At 63.5% G+C, this 18,603-nt stretch carries 10 protein-coding genes; 3 read left to right on the top strand and 7 right to left on the bottom strand.

The genetic code is table 11. The features are described 5' to 3' along the window. Positions 1 to 12 precede the first annotated feature (12 nt). Together QF038_RS21315 and QF038_RS21310 are read left to right on the top strand one after the other, a co-directional pair. Positions 13 to 1,512 carry a lipopolysaccharide biosynthesis protein gene (locus tag QF038_RS21315; RefSeq protein ID WP_307613085.1) on the top strand — a complete coding sequence of 500 codons (1,500 nt, stop codon included), beginning with the start codon at positions 13 to 15 and terminating at the stop codon, positions 1,510 to 1,512. Next, complete coding sequence (locus QF038_RS21310) at positions 1,493 to 3,082, top strand: glycosyltransferase (RefSeq protein WP_307613083.1); 1,590 nt, start codon at positions 1,493 to 1,495, stop codon at positions 3,080 to 3,082. Before QF038_RS21315 ends, QF038_RS21310 begins: the two co-directional genes overlap by 20 nt. On the opposite strand, the gene QF038_RS21305 is transcribed toward QF038_RS21310, so the two are convergent. The 3 genes from QF038_RS21305 to QF038_RS21295 are packed head-to-tail and all read right to left on the bottom strand — an operon-like array spanning position 3,066 to position 6,566. Then, positions 3,066 to 4,274 (bottom strand): glycosyltransferase, encoded by a 1,209-nt coding sequence (locus tag QF038_RS21305; protein WP_307613081.1) that lies wholly within the window; start codon positions 4,272 to 4,274, stop codon positions 3,066 to 3,068. The two genes, QF038_RS21310 and QF038_RS21305, sit on opposite strands and share 17 nt — an antisense overlap. Continuing rightward, positions 4,255 to 5,157: a chain-length determining protein gene (locus tag QF038_RS21300; RefSeq protein ID WP_307613079.1), complete on the bottom strand. Its 903-nt coding sequence runs from the start codon at positions 5,155 to 5,157 to the stop codon at positions 4,255 to 4,257. Before QF038_RS21300 ends, QF038_RS21305 begins: the two co-directional genes overlap by 20 nt. After that, positions 5,154 to 6,566, bottom strand: a complete 1,413-nt coding sequence (locus QF038_RS21295) for an O-antigen ligase (RefSeq protein ID WP_307613077.1) — start codon at positions 6,564 to 6,566, stop codon at positions 5,154 to 5,156. The genes QF038_RS21300 and QF038_RS21295 overlap by 4 nt, the downstream gene beginning before the upstream one ends. Before the next feature lie 260 nt (positions 6,567 to 6,826). On the opposite strand from QF038_RS21295, the gene QF038_RS21290 reads away from it, so the two are divergent. Continuing rightward, positions 6,827 to 8,080: a hypothetical protein gene (locus tag QF038_RS21290; protein ID WP_307613075.1), complete on the top strand. Its 1,254-nt coding sequence runs from the start codon at positions 6,827 to 6,829 to the stop codon at positions 8,078 to 8,080. Positions 8,081 to 8,221: 141 nt separating this feature from the next. On the opposite strand, the gene QF038_RS21285 is transcribed toward QF038_RS21290, so the two are convergent. The 4 genes from QF038_RS21285 to QF038_RS21270 all read right to left on the bottom strand — a co-directional run bounded on the left by QF038_RS21285 (position 8,222) and on the right by QF038_RS21270 (position 18,570). Continuing rightward, entirely contained in the window at positions 8,222 to 13,219 is a 4,998-nt protein-coding gene (locus QF038_RS21285; protein ID WP_307613074.1) for a DUF4082 domain-containing protein, read from the bottom strand. 123 nt (positions 13,220 to 13,342) lie between these two features. Continuing rightward, complete coding sequence (locus tag QF038_RS21280) at positions 13,343 to 16,075, bottom strand: WecB/TagA/CpsF family glycosyltransferase (RefSeq protein ID WP_307613072.1); 2,733 nt, start codon at positions 16,073 to 16,075, stop codon at positions 13,343 to 13,345. A gap of 292 nt (positions 16,076 to 16,367) precedes the next feature. Next, a complete protein-coding gene (locus tag QF038_RS21275; protein ID WP_307613069.1) occupies positions 16,368 to 17,669 on the bottom strand; it encodes a M18 family aminopeptidase in 1,302 nt (433 codons plus the stop codon). 10 nt (positions 17,670 to 17,679) lie between these two features. After that, entirely contained in the window at positions 17,680 to 18,570 is an 891-nt protein-coding gene (locus tag QF038_RS21270) for an intradiol ring-cleavage dioxygenase (RefSeq protein WP_307613067.1), read from the bottom strand. Positions 18,571 to 18,603 lie beyond the last annotated feature (33 nt).

Below are 18,603 nucleotides of genomic sequence, written 5' to 3'. Positions count from 1 at the left end.
GCGGGGCAGTCGATGAAGCGCCTGGGCCAGGCGTCCGTCCAGGAGGCCGGGCAGCCGCCCGGCGGCCGGCAGAACACGTCCGGTGCCACCTCCGCACTGGCTTGGAGCGTGCTGAACACCACTGTTGCCCGATTCGGCACGCTGGGTATTGGAATTGTCCTGGCCCGCTTGCTGGGTCCTGAATCGTACGGCAGTTTTGCGGTCGCCATGGTGGCCTTGCTCGCCGTCCTGACCATCAACGAACTGGGCGTCAGCCTCGCAATCGTGCGGTGGCCTGAGGATCCCGCACGGATTGCACCGACCGTGACCACCATCTCGATCCTGTCCAGCGCAGTGCTCTGCGTGGCCGGCCTTGCCGTCGCCCCCTGGTTTGCGGACCGCATGGGCGACCCCGGAGCGACTGATGTGGTCCGCGTCATGGTGTGCTGTGTTCTGGTGAGCGGTGTCGTCGCCACCCCGGCCGCCCTGATGCAGCGGGCATTTGACCAGAAAACGAAGATGTTCATCGACCAGGTGAATGTCTGGGTGGGGGCCATCGTCTCGATCTGCCTGGTGTTGATTGGCATGGGTGCGATGAGCCTGGCTCTGGGCCGGCTGGCAGGGACCCTGGCCGGCGGACTACTTTTCGTCCTCAAGTCTCCCCTGCCCCTGCGCCTGGGCTTGGATCGGCGGGTCCTGATGCCGCTGCTGCGGTTCGGACTGCCACTGGCAGGGACCAGCATCATCGTGTTTTGCGTCGGCTACCTGGACCAATTGGTTACGGGCAGCATGCTCGGTTCGGTCATGTTGGGGATGTACGTCCTGGCGTTCAACTTGTCGAGCTGGCCGGTAACCATGTTCTCCCAGCCGCTGCGAAGTGTGGCTCCCGTGGTGCTGGCCCGGCTGCAGCATGACCCCGAAAAAATGCGGTCCACAGTCATGGCCCTGATCGGCGTGCTGGCCTGCGTTGCCTTCCCCGCCATCACGTTCCTGGCAGCAGAGTCCGAAACCATCGTTCGGATTGTGTACGGCGACGTCTGGGCAGGTGCAAGCGCCGCCCTGTTTTGGCTTGCCATGGTGGCGGGACTCCGTATCCTCTTCGAGTTGATCTACGACTATCTCGTCGTCGCGGGCATGACAGGCTCCATCATGTCCATTCAGGTGTGTTGGCTGATTGCCCTTATGCCGGCCCTGTTCCTCGGCGCTACCGCCGGCATCGCCGGCGTTGCTATGGCCCAATTCGTCGTCGTCGCCGCGCTGGTCCTGCCCCTGTACCTCTGGCGGCTGCGGGCCGTCGGTGTCCAGCCGCTCCGGCTGCTCCGTCAGTTGTTGCTGCCTGCATGCGCCTCGGCACTGCTGTTCGCCGCTTCTGCCCTGTTCAACCGAATGGAACTGGCTGTTCCATTCGCGCTACTGCTCTCAGCAACGGCTGCCGCCTCCGTCACAGTGGGCCTGCTGTGGTTCAAGCGCGGCGACGTCGCCATTTTGAAGAAACTGGGAAGGAGCGGTGGCCTTGCAGACCATCAGCAGTAACCGGGAAACCTTTGAAGGCCTGGTGGGGACGGCGGGCCTGCTGGCGGCAGCCGGGTTGTGGGAGCGGGCGGCGGTGCAGGCGCAGCTCGCCGCCCGCTTCGCCTGGACCGACCACACCGGGTACTTCGGCCACCAGGGGCTGGAAGAAGTCCTGGGCAAGCTCCGGTCCTCGATTGCACAGCCCCCACCCGCGCTGCCAGGGAAGGCGGCCAGGCGGCTTGTGGTCCACGTTGCCACGCAACTGTACGGAACCGGCGGCCACACGCAGAGCATTGCCCACTGGATCCGCCAGGATCCGGACTCCCGCCATCAACTTGTGGTCACCCGCCAGGGCAGCACCGAATGTCCGGCCAAGATCGCGGCCTGCCTGGCCAGTCGGCGGGACCTGCTCCTCCTCGACCGCCGGCCCGGTGGGCTCATCAAGAGGGCAGCAGCATTGCGCCGGATCATTGTTGCGGCCGACGTCGTTATTGTGCACGCCCATCCGCACGACGTCGTCCCTTCCCTTGCGCTGGGCGTACCGGGTGCGCCTCCCGCCGTCTACGTTAACCATGCCGACCACGTATTTTGGCAGGGGACATCCGCGGCTGCCATCGTCTTGTGCCTGCGTGCGAGCGGACGCGACCTGACCGTCCACCGCCGGGGAGTGAATGCCGAACGCTGCCTGGTGGCCAACCGGCCGCTCGAACTCGCGCCCGCACCGTCAGCTGAGGAATTGCCGAAGCCGGCGGCTGCACGGATCTCCTGGGGTGTCGCGGAGAAGGATTTCGTGGTGGTGTCCGCCGCAGCAGGCAGCAAGTACGACCCCGTCGGTCCGGACTCGCTCATCGACTTGTTCCGGTCCTTCCTGCTCCGGCGGCCGACTGCCCGCCTCCTCGTCGCGGGGCCATCCCCCACCGGAGCCTGGGCCGACGCGGCTGCTGCCACCGGCGGAAGGATCCGGGCTGTTGGGAGGCTCGCCAACATCACAACGCTTCTGTCCATCGCCGATGCCTACGTGGACTCATTTCCATTCGCTTCGCTGACATCAATGCTGGAGGCCGGAGCACATGGCCTGCCGCTGGTGACGTTCAGGGGCCATCCCGCCGAATGTGCAGTCCTTGGCTCCGATTCGCCGGGGCTGGAAGACCTTCTACTCGCGCCTTCGACGCCCGCAGGGTTCGTCTCCGCCCTGACGGAACTGGCTGATTCCGGTTCCACCAGGACGGCTCGGGGGGCAGCCACTCGCAAGGCAATCGTCGAGGGCCACAGCCCCTCAGCCTGGCGGAAGACGGCGGAACTGGTCTACACCGAAGCCGCCCTGGCGCGAACTGCACGGGTTGCACCAAGTCCGACTCCCTGGGGAGAGGGACCTCTTGACCGGTTGGTGGGTTTGGTGCAGCAGGAAACCGGCTTTGCCGGATTAGACGCGGCGTGGGCTGACATCATGCCCTTCCTTGGAACGTCACAGCGCATCAAACAGTGGGCGGCCTGGCGGAAGTCACCCCATATGGGCCTCTCACAGTTGGTTCCGGACCCTAGCCGCGCGTGGGTATCGGACGCACGCCGGCGCCTTATCCAATTTTCATAGCCAGAGGTGTCGACCGGGGGGTGCGGTAGTGGGCCTCCGCGGCATCGACAGCTGGCCCGGTGAGCAGCCACGGTCCCGTATTTTCGTGGAATCCCAGCATGACTTTTCGTCCCGCCAGGGCACCAACCACCTCGCCGACCATGTCGAAGCTGATGTTGGTCACGGCCACTGTGGAATCCGGCGCCTGACCGGCCACCTTGGCAGCTACGGTCCCCTCAGACACTGCCAGGAAGCTGAACAGGACTCCCCGCCGGTTCAGCTCCAAGGGGTTGTCCAGTTCGTGCCCTCCGCCACTGCTGGGAAGCGTATTAATCACGGTTGCAGTGCTGACACCGGCGGCGCTACAGATGTCATCTATGTCCCGGCGAAGGTCGCCGAGGACCGTCACCGGGCGCACCGGGGATCGGCTGCGCAGCTTATGCGCGGACATGGATTCCCGGAGCCACCGGTACCGCCACTTCTGCGCGTTCACCAGGCCGGCAAGGATGGAGGGTACTCCTGCGCGGTGCTGCACTGTGCCGCACGTAGTCACAATGGGCAGCTGTTCGGGATACGCTTCCGCTATCCACAGGTGTGCCTCAGCCAGCCGGTCCAGATTCACGGTGAGGCTGTTATGGGTCAGGGGAATATTGGCCACAGCAACCCGGCTGCCGGTGGATCGAAGGCGGGCTCCGTACTCCACAGCGTAGGCGTGCCATGACAGGTCCGGCTCCTCGCTGAGCGGCTGCCTGCGGATTTGGTCCCGCCGGACCATGAAAAGGACTTCATCCAGGCTGTCCACATCAACAAGGCCGGGTTCCAGGCGACCGGATAAAACGATCCGGTCGCGAATCAGCCCCAGGAGGCGGCCGTCTCCGGTCATTCCGGTTGCCCCGACCATGCCCAGGGACAGATCTTCCGTGAGGGCGGCGGCGACCTTCTCCAGCGCGGGGATGGAGTGGAGGAATACGTCCTGGTGGACAAAAACCACCACAGGGTTCCGTGCCAACGCCGCGCCATGGTTCAAAGCGGCGCCGGCGGAGGAAAACTGCCGTTCCGTATTATCCACGGGCAGGTATTCTAGGTCCACCGCCTCGGGAAGGCCTGCCTCAACGGAAGCCGTAAGGCACTCCTGGAGTACTGCGGGGTTATTGAAGACGCAGACAACAGAGACCGGAATCCGCTGCTTCCGGTCAACGTTTGACGGGGACATCAGAGCCTCGTTCCTCAAAGGAATGGTCCTGTAGCTCGTGCTGTGGCATCAGGAAGGGTGAATCATGCACCGTTGCCGCCGTGTATTTCCTGGGTTTCCGGTCCTCCACCAGCCGCGGCGTCACAGGGGTGCTGATATCTGGTTCCCTTTCGTGATCCTGGCCGGAGCCGGCCGGAGCGACGTGGCGGTCCTCCGAGCGCCTGCGCCGGGAAGCGGGCCTGGGCTTGGGCGTGGCGTCCTTCCTGGCCGACCGCGAAGCTTCCAGCATCCTGGCAATCGAGACAGCGCCAAACAGGAGGATGACCCCGCCAATCAGCACCACAATCATCGAACGGAGGCGGCTGGAGAACTGTTCTGTTGCTTTGCTGGGCGGGTCGATCTGAAGGGCTGTGAACAGGTAGCGGTCATCGGCCCCGTTAACTTTCTGTGCGTCCCGCAATGTGGTGGTGAGACGCTGGCCCAAAGCTTCCACGGTTGTGATGGCCGACTGCGGGCTGGATCCCGTGGCCTCCATCCGGACGAGTTGGCCCGCACCAGTGGTGGCCGGAAGGGTCACTGTGTAATCCGGTGACAGCCCGGTGGCCTTGAGCGAGTCAACGACGTCGGTCGAACTCAATTTCGTCGCCATCACCTGCGTAATCAGTGAGCTGTCCGCCGAGCGCAGGTACGGGTTGTCCGAGTTTGCGGCGGCGAGTGCGGGGTCGGTGCGCATTTCCTCCACGGTGGGCACCCGCGGCGTCACCAGGACGTAGACAGTGGAAGCCATGTAACTTCGGGGTGCGTAGAAGAAGACGTAGGCGGCCGCTACAAGGGTGAGCACCAGGACGGTAATCATCGAGACCTTGTGGCGCCACAGGATTTTGAGAACCGAGACGGGAGTCATGGGAGCCTTTCAGATTCTGCAAGGCGGGGGCCTTGTTCCTTGGTAGTCGGGCCAAGCGCGCGCCGTTCTCCGGCGACGAGCAACCAGACCGTCCCGGAGAGCCCGACGCAAATCGGGTATACGAGTGCGAGCACAGGGAAGCCCAGGGAGTCAAAAGCGGCTGACGCAGGGGCGGCCGCCAGGCAGGCGGCCGCAGCTGCTGCAGCGAGTGTCTTGAGGCGTTCTTCCTTGGCGTTGAACGCTGCCAGCCAGGCCGCGACCCCCGGAACGACCATGTACAGAAGGAGCGCCAGGAATCCCGGTACGCCCATTTCGACGATCGTTTTCAAGTACTGGTTGTCCAGCACCTCAATGGCGTTCCGCGTCAGGTACGCCCCCGGACCTATTCCAAGCCAGGGCCGGGCGGACACCATGGCTTCCACCCTGGGATAATCCTCGAGCCTTGCGGTGATGGAGGGGTCTGCCGTTCCCGCTGTTACGGATCCAAACAGCGTTGCAACGAATCCGGGCACCGCCAGGAACATGAGCGTGGCAGCCCCTCCGAACCCCAGGACTGTCCACTGCCTGGACTTGGACGGCAGGAAGGGCAAGAAGACCAACGCCACGGTGAGGACCCCCAGGACCGCGGAGCGGGAGACCGTCGCTGCGATGGCGAACACGATGAATCCAGTCCCTGCCCAGTGCATCCATTTGCGGCCCGCCCTGTCATACAGCGCCCGCCACAGGGACAGTGGAAGGAGCATGGAAGCCAGGACCCCCAGCTCGATGGGATGGAACGTGCTGCCGGCAACCCGGAGGAAGCTTCCCCGCTCCTGGAAAGGCTGGTTTCCGCCGTTGTCCTTGAAACCGGGCAGTACCCCTTGGAACCACTCCATGGGATCCACGTGCACGGTGAACTGGTATGCCGCCACGATGCTGCAGAACACGGCACCGCGCAAGAGCGCGCGGACCAGCACCATCGCGGCGTCAACCGTCCGCGTCGTTTCAGTCGTCACCAGCACAAGACCGGACGAGGCGACCATCAGTAACATCCAGCGGTCCGCACTCGCCCGCATTGCATCCGTGGTTTCCCCGCTGATACCGACATACATCGCGGCGTAGGAGGCACAGGACATCACGAAGAGAAAGATCAGCACGAAACGGCCTGGATGCTCCCGGTCGATGGTCTTGTGCAGGCCCAGCATCACGGACGTTACCCACAACGCGAAAACAAGCAACGCGAGTATGTGTGCCACATAGCCGGCGGCACCCAGCGGTTCCAACACCAAGTTGGAGGGAAAAACAAAACAGGCCAACGCCGTCACCCGCAGGAGCAGTGGTGGATTTTGGTCCGGGTCTTCAAGACGCAGGGGGGCCTCCAGCCGGACTTCCGGGCCCAGCACGAATGGAGCTGGCAGATGTTTTCCCATGACCCCCCAATCTTCCTGCCGGGGTTGAAATACCTTATACACGCAATGTTCAGGGTGATAGCGTAGCTTCAAAATTCGTTATTTGTCGCCGCATAATTCCCTTTTATCCAGTATGCCATTTGTCCCATGATTTTACGACAGGAAATGCCATGAAAAACCGGTTCGCAGCACCCGGATTAACCGCTCAGGACATGCGCAATTCCACAAAATTACTCAAGAAAACCGCAATTCTATTGACTTGTCTCTTAGGAGCGTCATGCATGTCGTCGAGCGCCTTCACGGCGCCCTCAGGAATAGTCCAAGATCCCCTTCCCGAGGGAATCAGCGTCCAGGGCGTGGACGGCGGGCCGGGCTTTTACGGGAGGTTCTCACCAACGTTGCCGGCTGACCGAAATTTCTTTCCCATTGGGGTTTGGTTTGAAAGCGTCCTGCAGGAATCGGATGTCGCGGCGGACCGGGGTGCCGGCCTGAACACCTACGTACAACTCACCGAGGACTCGAATGTGGAGCTCGTGCGAAGCAGCGGCCTTCATGCCCTCCCCTCCACGGTGGTTCCAGATGCTTCCGGATTCCTGGTCTCCGATGAAGTGGACATGTGGGCGGGTGGGGGGCACTCGACGTGGACCGGCAGGTCACAAGGCGAAGGTGTCATCTGTGATCCCGCCGGCTCCGAATGCGGCTACACCATCCAGGAGGCCCTGGTGAAACTATTCCCGCCCCAGGCCCTCCTCTATTCCAATTACGGCAAGGGCGTCACGTTCCAGCTGAAGAATCCGCAGGCCGCCCAGTTTGTCAACGGCTACCAGGATGTCGTCTCCGCGGATAACTACTGGTTCACGGATCCCTACATTTGCAGCCACGTGGAGGGCGGGGCCGTCTTCGCAGAAGGGCGCGACCTGAGCGACGCGGAATGCCGTACCGGCGCCCACTACGGCTGGACGGTTGACCGGGTACGGTCCCTTGTCCAGCCCGCAGGTTCGAAGCCGGTATGGGCGTTTGTCGAGGTGGGCCACCCGTTCTCCGAAAGTGATTCGCTCACCATCAGTCCCGCCCAGCTTCGGTCGGCGGTGTGGAGCAGCCTCATCCATGGTGCCCGGGGAATCGTCTATTTCAACCACAACTTTGGTGGCCAGTGCCAGTCCCAACATGTGCTGCGGGATGAATGTGGAACCGCCATTCGTCCTACAGTGACGGCGGTGAATAACCTCATCACCAAGCTTGCTCCGGTGCTTAACTCAGATTCGATAACCGGACTCGTTACCGCGAGCAGCAAGGACATCGAGTACTCCGTGAAAGCCAGTATGGGCCACTTCTATGTCTTTGCGGCATCTACGCGTCCCGGTCCCCAAACGGTAACCTTCTCTGTAGCCTGTGGCAGGCCAAACCAGGCAGAGGTACTGGATGAAAACCGCTCAGTAGCAGTGGCAAACCACGCCTTTGCAGACACCTTCAGCGACGCTGATGCGGTGCACATCTACCGCCTCGACGGTGGAAACACCTGCGGTCTTGGCTGAGGCCGCATCTTCCAGCATCTTGGAGAACATCTGGCGAAGGTTGGTCGCAACGATCCTCTTCATCTATCCCCGGCAGGGTTGGGCCCGCGACGCCGAGTGCGCCGCGGGCCCTCAAAACAACCTGCCTCCAGTCCTCGCCTGCTAGGGGGTGGTGACTTCCACATCCATCCAGTAGTTGGTGGCATTCCAAGTGTTGCCGGGGAACCCTCCTGCGCCGTAGGCATAGACGCCATTAGGACCGCTGGTACCGTCCGCCAAGCCGTGGAGGATGCCACTGTCCGCCGACTTCCCCGCGAAGAATCCACCGTCTGCGGAGTAATAGCCATTAGGCGCCAGGTAGGAAACCACATAGACCGTGTTGGCGCTGATGGGAATCGGCGTCGCGAACGTTGCCCGCTGCCATCCCGACGCGCCCTCATTGGTGAACGTTACCGATCCCAGGAGTTGGCCACCTGAGGTCCAGAGCTTGCCGACATGCGTACCCGTGTTCTGCGGTCCCTTGTAGAACCGGACGGCCGTCACGGTGGCGTTGGTATCCGACGAGAACTTCATGCCCAGTTCCACGGATGAGTTGTCCTGGGCGGTGACGGTTGATGGAACCGCCGTGGGTGCGAAGACGCTGCAGGGGCAGCCGGCCGTCGGCTGCGGGACCGTCGTGAACGACCAGGTGTAGGGCGATGCCAGGGCCTGTCCGTTGCTTCCCTTGGCCCCGGATACAGTGGCCGTGAATGTTGTGCTGTAGGCCAGTGCGGCGGTGGGGGTGAACACCGAGGTATTGGTCAACGTGTCGTAACTGAGGGTGCCGGACACGTTGGTGTTCCCAGCGTCCTTGACGTTGAAGGCCACGGTGCTTGGGTCAACTGCCCTGTCGTACGTCGCCTTCACCGTTGTGGTGGCGGCGATATTCGTGGCACCGGGAGCCGGGGAGGTGGATGAGACCGTCGGCACGCTGACCGAAGAGGACCCGTTCAGCACCACATCGACCCAGTAGTTGGCGTTGTTGTAGCTGCTGGAAGGGAACGCGGAGGTGCCGTAACGGTACACGCCGTTGAGTCCGTCCACCCCGCTGGCGAGGCCGTGGAGCGGATAGTTGTCCACGCCGTTCGTGAAGAACGCTCCGTCCGCCGAGTAGTGGCCGTTGGGTGCGTAGTAAGAGACGATGTACGTCGTGTTCGCCTGGATGGCCACGGGGGTGGAGAAGTTTGCCTGCTGCCAGCCGGACCCCGACTCTCCGGTGAAGGTCACGCTTGCCAGCAACTGGCCTCCACTTGTCCAGAGCTTTCCGGTATGCGTCCCGGTGTTTTGGGAACTCTTGTAGAAGCGGACACCGGTGACATTCCCGGCAATGTCGGACCGGAATTTCATGCCGAGTTCAACCGAAGATCCGTCCGGCTGGTCAATGGTTCCGGGCAGTGCACTTGAGGCAAACACGCTGCATGGGCAAGTGGGCGTGGGTTGGGCCGCTGTGGTGAAGGTCCACGTATACGGTGCGGTCATTGCCTGGCCCGCCGCATTCGTCGCCCCGCTGACAGTGGCACTGTAAGTGGTGTTGTAGGCCAGGGCGGAGCCCGGTGTGAATGTCACGGTGTTGCCGGAGTAGCTGCTGCTGCCCGTGATCCTTGTGGTCCCGGCCTGGAGGGTGAAAGTAATGCTGCTGGCGGTAACCACTTGGTTGAACGTGGCGCTTGGTGACGTGTTCACGCCAATCGCCGCCGCCTTGTCTGCAGGCAGCGTGGACGCCACTGCGGGCGGAACAGGGGCGGTTGCGGTGGTAAACGTCCAAGAGTATGGGCTTGCCATCGCCTGGCCGGAACTGCTTGCGGCACCGCTGACAGTTGCCCTGTAGGTGGTGTTGTAGGCCAGCGGGCTGCTGGGCACGAAAGTGGAGGTGTTGGTTGCGGAGCTGTAGCTGGTTGTCCCCGGAACCGAGTTCAGCGACGGATCCAGCACATTGAAGACCACCGAGGTGGGCACCACGGCCTGGTTAAAGGTGGCCGATGGTGTCGCGGAGATGGGCACTCCGGCAGCTTGGTTTGCCGGCGACGTACTGCTAACGGCCGGGGCGGGAGGTGGCGCCCCGGTGGTGAACGTCCAGCTGTAGGGGCTGGCCATTGTTTGTCCTGCCGCATTCGTGGCACCGCTCACGGTGGCCGTGTACGTGGTGTTATACGCCAGGGCGGCAGAGGGCGTGAAGGTTACAGTCCCTGAGCTGTAGGCAGCGCCGCCCGCTACTGCCGTGGTGTCCGGCTTCTTGAGCGTAAAACTGATGCTGCCGGCCGTAACGGCCTGGTTAAAGGTGGCCGATGGTGTCGCGGAGATGGGCACTCCGGCAGCTTGGTTTGCCGGCGACGTACTGCTAACGGCCGGGGCGGGAGGTGGCGCCCCGGTGGTGAACGTCCAGCTGTAGGGGCTGGCCATTGTTTGTCCTGCCGCATTCGTGGCACCGCTCACGGTGGCCGTGTACGTGGTGTTATACGCCAGGGCGGCAGAGGGCGTGAAGGTTACGGTCCCTGAGCTGTAGGCAGCGCCGCCCGCTACTGCCGTGGTGTCCGGCTTCTTGAGCGTAAAACTGATGCTGCCGGCCGTAACGGCCTGGTTAAAGGTGGCCGACGGCGCTTTGGTGATTGCGACGTTGGTGGCTGCATTGGCAGGATCGGTTGAAGACACTGCCGGCGGCACTGATGCCGACGGAACGAACTTGACGTCGACCCAGTAGTTCTCAGCGTTGAACGAGGACTGCGGGAACACGCTGCTTGCGCCGTAAGTGTAGACCCCGTTGCCCGTGCTGGGAGTGTTTCTCAGCCCGTGCAGCACTCCGCTGTCCAGGGATGAGTGTCCGGCTGGCATGGGCGAGGGGTTTGGATACATGAATCCGGCAGCCTGCGCATAGTGGCCTTGCGGAGCGAAGTAGGAAACCACGTAAACGGTGTTTGCCGTGATGGCCACGGGATTGGCGAAGTTGACCGTTTGCCAGCCGGTCGCCGTCTCGCCGGTGAAAGTTGCCGTGGCCAGCCGGGTTCCACTCGACGTCCACAAGCTGCCAACGTGCGTTCCCTTGTTCAGGCTTGACTTGTAGAAGGAGACGCCGGTGACGGTTCCCGCGGCCTGGGCCGTGAACTTCATACCGACTTCCACACTTCCGCCATCACCGGAGTCAGGTGTAGCAGGCACCATACTGGACCCGAAGATCGAGCAAGGGCACGAAACATTGACAGAAGCCCCGGACCCCGGTACCTCGATATTGCCTGAATCATCCGTTGCCCGGGTCTTCACGGCAACGGCCGGACTGCCGTGGGCTGTCCAGGTGTACGACCAGTTGGTGGTGCCGGTCGCCGGGCGCCACGTAGTTCCACCGTCAGTGGAGACTTCGACGCCGGCGACAACCCCGCCGACGTCCGACGCCGTTCCTGACGCGGTGACGCTGGAGCCGTCGGCCAGGGTCTGGCCGTTCAGTCCCGGCGTGATGGTCGATACCGGGCTGGTTGTGTCGGTGGTCTTTGACGCAACCACGAGTCCCGTCAACAATGTGGTCGGTTGCACGCCCATATCGGCAAACAGGTTGACGGTGGCCTGCTGCATGTTCTTGTCCGGAGTGCTGTTGGGAATGGTGAAATTGTCCAGCCCGTAGGCCCACTGCACTGTACCCGCGCCAAAAACAAGCGCGCCGCTGGGAGCGCGGTACATGATCAGATTGTGCGTTTGCGTGGATGCGGCAGTGGTGCTGCCATAGTCGGTGAACGCCTCGGGCACGGAAACGGTAGTTGACGACAGCTTGAAGGCGCCGGCGGGCCGGAATCCGTTGTCGGCGTCGATGTCCCACTCGTAGCCCAGCGTGTCCAAGCCGGCTCCGAGGGTGAGTGACTGCGTTCCGGTCAGTTTGGCAGCCGCGGTGTTACGCCATAGCCGCATGCTGGCGTACTGGGCAGGGACTTTGATGTCCGCCGAGCCGGAATTGACCAGGAAGAACTGGCCGGTCAAGGAGTTCTCCGGGTTTCCGCCGCCGGACGCGGTGCCGAAACGCGGGTCACGCCAGGTGCCGGTCCATTCCACGGGGTCTACCGGCGTGTTGTAGTGGGTATCTTTGTAGGACACCACTGTCCGGCCGGCAGTCTGGCTGCCATCAATCGAAGCCTCCCAACGTGTGCGCCAGAACGCTTCGTTGCCGCTAAAGAACGCCAGGTTGACTCCTGCATTCCGGGCGGCCTCCACATTGGTTCGTTGCGTTCCGCTCCAGTATTCGTCGTGTCCGGAGGACATGAACATCTTGTGATTGAGCAGCAGGGGACCGCGCGTTGCCGTGTCCAGGCCGCTTATATAGCTGACGTCATAACCATTCGCCTCAAGGAACCGGATCATCGGGTACTCGGTGTCCATCAGCCAGCTGTGGCCTTGGTCGCCCGTTGAAAGAAACGGCCTGTTGTAGGACACCTTGAACGCTGCCTTGTAGGCCTGCGGGTTGCCGGTGGGGCACGCCACGGTGCATTGGTAAAGACTGTTCCCGCCGTATGTGTTGTAGGCCTGCCATGTCGTATCCGAGGTCTGCACCACGATGCCACTCCTGCTGGCATCATTGCGGACGATGAACGGAATCATGCTGTCCCCGCCGGTATCGTTCCGAACGAGATGGGCGAAGTACACGCCCGAGACAGCGGATGCCGGCACAGTCCAGGACGCCGAAACTCCCCAATTTCCGCAGTCAACGAGACCCGTGCCGGACTGGGTCAGGCAAGCGGGCTGGGCTTGGGGCAGCTTTGCCGTCAGTGGAATGCTTGCGGCTATCTTCCGCGCCCCGTTTCCCTGGTAGTAGCCAAACCGAAGAATATCGATGCGGTAGGCGCTGGCGGTGGTCTTGATCTTGAAGCTGATGGATTCGCCCAGGTTGACGCTCATTGCCGTTCCGAACCCCTGGATGGACGAGTCGCCGGATCCGGTGACCTCCCAGTCCGAGTTAGGCGTGCCGGGCAGGGAATTTTCACAGGCGACGGCGCTGGCAACAGGGGGAGTGCAGGCGTCGGCATGGGCCGCAGGCGCCTGGGAAAGCGTGGAACTGAAAGACAGCATCGCGGCGATAAGGAATAGTACGGAAAAACTTGCTGCGGCACGTAGCCTGCCTTCAGCGGGCTTTGATTTTGCAAACACTTTAACTCCAGTTCGAGACGTGAATAGCCATTGGGTGCCAGGTGCCTGCCACTACCCGAATCAAGGAAATAGGCGGCCTTTTAGGAAACGGAATAAAAAACTATTCAGAGTAATTCCTGTAATTCAGCCACAGCCCACTCCCCGTGGCCGCAATTCATAATTGCGGCTGCTGTCGTCCCGCTCCCATACGGGGTTCTTTCGGCGTTGGGCCGCACGGCCGGCAAGGGCGAAGGCGGCATACACGATGGCATCCATCGCAGAGCCGGGGCTCTTGATTGAATGTGCCAGTTGCCATACCGTCCTTCCGGCGTGGGCACCTGGAACATCGCGGAGTTCGCTATTCCCGCGATACACGCGCTTCAGCGTGGCCAGCAGTGCCCTGCCGGTCCGCGGTGTGCGAACAGTCACCGGTTGGCAGGCGATGGTCTCCTTTTCGGAGGCAGCGAATAGTCGGTCAATGTAACAGTCGTCGGCGGTGACGGGCGGGAATTCAACCAGCCGTTCATGGCCCTTGCGGTTCAGGCCGTAGACGCCGGCGCCCCACATCGACGCTGATGCCTGTGGAAGACGGCTGCGTGCCCTGTAGTAGGCGCGAACCGTCCATGAGGCGCCAGCGGTGTCGTAGGTGAAGGCGGGCCGGGCGCACAGGGGCCCGTCATCACCGGAAAGTGCCTCCAGTGTTGCGCGAAGCGCCGCTGCAGGCACCTCGATGTCCGCGTCAACATATAGCCGCGGCCAGCAGTTGACGGCTTGGTCGCCGGCGTTGAGGGCAGCAGTCTTGGACGCCTCCTCCACGTGAACTACCCGGACGCCGGGCACGGAACCGGCGACGGCCTCTGTCCCGTCAGTGCATCCGTTGCAGGCAACGACCACGTCCACGTTCCCGCTGGCCATGGGCGCTTTGAGTGCTTCCAGCGTCCGTCCCAGCACCGAAGCCTCGTTGTGGGCCGGAATGATGACGGCGCCGGAGGGAAATTCCTCTTCGTCCCGCTCCGGGCGCCCCGGATAGGCAACAGCGTGGGGCAGGTCGGCCCAGCGGGATTCCCTGGCAATGAGTCCCAGGATTCCCCAATGGGCCGGCAGCGGTGCCCGCAGCAGGGCAGAGAGCAGGACGGCGGCACGGAAAGCGCGCGCGTAGCTTCCGTGATGGAATTTGCGGACATATCGGATCCTGTTCGCACCCATGAGCGCATCGAGGGACGGCGAACTCCCGGACGCACCGCGGGAATGGACCATGGCTGCCGCGGGCTCGAACCAAACGGCTGACTTGAGGTCCCGGACCCGGTGCAGGTAATCGGTCTCTTCGGAGTACAGGAAGTAGGACTCGTCCCAGCCCCCAACCTGCTCCGCGATGTCGGCGCGGATCAGCAGCGCGGCCCCCGTGGCCCAGTCCACCTTGTGCGCGTGGGCGTAGCTTTCCGCGTCGAAGTCCATCTCCGAAAGCCACCCCGGACGCCCTTGTAACCTGCTTCCGAGAACGGCGTCACCGAGAGCACGCGAAATGCTGGGCTCCCGGCGGAGGGAGGGGTAGATGCTTCCGTCATCGTCACGCAATAGCGGCACCACCACTCCCGCGCCCGTACTCTCCATGGACCTCCGCAAAGCCAGGATTGCCCCCGGGCAGAGCCTGAGATCAGGATTCAGGACCAGGTATGCGTCCGCGCTTCCCGCTTTCGAGTAGGCCGCATTGATTCCCCCCGCGTACCCAAGGTTTCCACCCGTAGCGAAGGCGACCACACCCGAAAACTCCCTCAGGCGGGAAAGTGTCTCCGGGTTCGGCGAGTTATCCGCAACCACCACCTTGATGGACTGATCCCCGGTCTGGAGCCGGAGGCTCTCCAGCAGGCCACACACATCCGCGCCATTGTTGTAGGTCACCACCAGCGCGGCAACGTCGGCGTGTACGTCCGTAGGGGTGAAGCCGTTGGCGGCGGCGCGGGCCCCCTGCAAGGCAGCGGAAGCGGGTTCAGGGGTACGGCCCACAGTAGCTTCGGGCGCACTGTCGGCACTGTGCCGGTGAAGCTTCAGGAAAGCCTCCGGCCCCTCCACGACGTACCGTTTGGCAAGCCGTCGCGGCTCCAAAGTCAGCCGCCATGCCCATTCAAGGCCCAAGTTGCTTACTCGGGCAGGAGCGCGCCGTATGTGGCCGGCGAGGAAATCGATGACGGCGCCGAACGCAAGCAGAACCTTGGCACCGGTTAGCTCTCCGTGCTGCCCGATCCAGAGTTCCTGCCGTGGTTTACCCAAGCAGACCACCAGGATGTCCACCCCCGCGGCACGTATGTCCGCACACAACTCCGAGGAGGCGGCGGAATCAGTTAGCACCTGGCGGGGCGGAGCCCACCACCCGGCCACCCGAAGGGACGGCCGCTCTGCTTCGAGTCGCGCGGCAACCAGCTGCTGTGCTTCCCGGCTCCCGCCCAGGAACCCGACGGACCGCCCCTGCGCCGCGGCGTCGTCGAGAATCTGCCCCATCAGGTCACTTCCTGCAAGGCGGGGCCACCGATGGCCCGTGAGCTCCTCCGCCTTGGCCACAAGGGGGGCCCCGTCCAGCAGGGTCAGCCAGTGCAGCGGCGGAATCTCAAGCGTGCCTTGCCAACGGCTGCCGGTCCCGAAGTGGTTAACGTGGTCAAGGTTCGCTGACAGCACCCCCAAGGGGACATGGGCGTCGCCTGCGGCATGCTCCATGATGACCGCCAAGGCGTCGTCCCGGCTCATCAGATCCACCCTGACGCCACCGAGGGTGACGGTCCGTTTCAGTGGGCCCTTGAGGGCTGCGGCTCCCCGCGATGCCACCAAGCCGGCCATTCCCAGTTTGTGGATGCTGCGGGGCAGGCGTCCAAGTGCAGATGTCATTCCGGCTCCATAGTCACAGCGCAGGAGCACATCAGCTGGAAAAGGGGTCTGCACTCCCCGTCTCAGCCGCACACCGGTCACCCGGCACGGCACCTGTCGCATCCGTCAGTTGTCGACGGATGCCATCGGTTGGCAGGACTGCGAGGAGCTGGCACCCGGCCCGGAACCATGGGCCGGATACCCGACGGCATCCGTGTTTCCCAACCGTAGGCCGGAGGAACCCCTCACCGGGGCCTTGGGGCCTACCTGTGTGGCTTTCCGCACCACCTTTGTGGCGGAAGCCGGCCAGAACCTACACAGCAGTCCGGAAAAACAGCTCCGCCACGGCAGCCAGCCGCCGCGGATCCTCCACACCGCACAACTCCCGCGCTGAGTGCATGGAAAGCAGCGGCACCCCCACGTCCACCGTGCGGATTCCCAAACGGGTAGCGGTGAGCGGCCCGATGGTGGAACCGCACGGAATCGCGTTATTGGACACGAACTCCTGGTACGGCACCTCCGACTCAGCACACAGCCGCGCCCACAGGGCCGCGCCGGCCGCGTCGGTGGCATACCGCTGGTTCGCGTTGATTTTCAGCAACGGCCCGCCGTTGAGGACCGGGTGGTTCGTGGGGTCATGCCGCTCGGCATAGTTCGGGTGTACCGCGTGCCCCGCATCGGCTGAAACACAGAACGACGCCGCCAGCGCCTGCCGCCGCTGGCTCACAGTGGCGCCAAGGCCGTCAGAGATGCGCACCAGGACATCCTCGAGGATGGGCCCGCAGGCCCCCGAACGCGAATTGGACCCGATCTCCTCATGGTCAAAGGCGGCCAGAACGGCGATTGGGCCGCCAGAGGAAGCCGAAGAAGCGTGCGCTATCAGCGCCACCAGCCCCGCGTGCGTGGACGAAAGGTTATCCAGCCGCCCGGACGCGAAAAACTCCCGCTTCGCCCCGAAAACCGCAGGCGCCTGCGTGTCCGCTATCACGACGTCGTACCCGCCAATCCGCCCGGGATCCACGGAGGCTCCGGAAACGGAAGAAGCCAGCACGGCCAGCAGGTCAAAATCAGAAGGGTTCCCCAGTCCCCACACCGGGTTCATGTGCCGCTGCTTGTCCAGCGTCAGTCCCTCGTTCACCGCCCGGTCCAGGTGGATGGCCAGCTGCGGGAAGCGCAGCAGGGGTCCAGTGGCAGCCAGGTGCTCGGTGCCGTCCAGCATCATTAGCCGCCCGGCGAGTTGCAGTTCCCGGTCCAGCCAGGAATTCAGCAGCGGCCCGCCGTACACCTCCACCCCCGCCTGCAGCCAGCCATGTGCACCGGTGGTGGGCTTTGGCTTGAGCTTGAAGGACGGCGAATCGGTGTGCGCCCCCAGGATGTTGAACCCCGTGGTGGGGCCGGCACCCTCAGGTACAATCCATGCGATGAGCGCACCGTCACGGATTACACAAAACGAACCGGCGCCGCCTTCCCAGGGCTCCAGTTCATCCAGCCGGACAAAGCCGGCCTCCACCAGACGCCGCGCCGCTTCGTGCACAGCGTGAAAGCTCGACGGCGACGCGCTGACATACGCGCCAAGGTCCTGGATGTGGTCTGCGGCGGAGGAAAGAGAAGGCATGCTCCCGAGTCTAGATGGTGACGTTCAGGCCCCCCGTGTAGCCGGCCGCGGCCGAACCGGTCATAGTGGCCAGCTGGTAGATTCCGCCGTCGTTCCTGAAGACGTTGTCCGACTTAAGCGTGGTCCTGGGAAAATTCTGTGCGCTGGACTCGTAGCCTGCCGTGGCGTACACGTCTTCGCATGCGGCCTCGGTGAGGGCAATCTGCGAGACGGCCAGCACCTGGCCCGCCGCCGTCGCGTTGCTCATCGATTCGAACACTTCGAAATGGATGTGGGGCCAACGGCCAATGTACGCGCCAGGGAATATGGACGTGAACGTGAGCTGGCCGTTCGCGTCAGCCTCCTGGACCCCGCGGAGGAAGTTCTCGTTCTCAAGGCTGGAGTCGTACATCGAGTACCTCCCCTCCCTGTCGCAGTGCCAGGCGTAGACGGCAGCACCGGCCAACGGCACACACCCCTTTGCGTTATCCAGCAGCGTCAGCGTGAAGGTCAGCGGTACCCCCTCGGCCTTGGCCGTGCCTGTGCCGAAGCTGGAGGTGATGTCCTGCCGTACCACTCCCGACGCTTCGAGGACGTTTGGTCCGTTCGAGCCGTCCCCCGGAAACGGGCCGGCCGTTTCCTTCGGAATCTCCACTCCGCATTCGGCGATCGCCCGGGTCAACGTGGGCCCCGGTGTGGCGGTGTCCGAAGCAGACGCGGATGCCGTTGCGCTGGCAGTGGCTGCAGCGGACGACGCCGACGGGCTGGCGGCTGTGCTTGATCCGCCTGGCGTGCACGCAGCCAAGGCTGCGGCCGCGCCGCCCGCGCCAAGGAACATGCCCAGGGAGCGGCGGCTCATCATCGTGGACAGGTCGAACTCCAATCCGCGGTCGTGATCGGGATGGGGGAGTTTGTTTGCCATGCCACCATCCAACCGTCCCCGCCTGTCACCTGC

Source organism: Pseudarthrobacter sp. W1I19 (assembly GCF_030817835.1).
Classification (GTDB): domain Bacteria; phylum Actinomycetota; class Actinomycetes; order Actinomycetales; family Micrococcaceae; genus Arthrobacter.
This window is presented reverse-complemented; position numbering and strand designations above follow the sequence as displayed.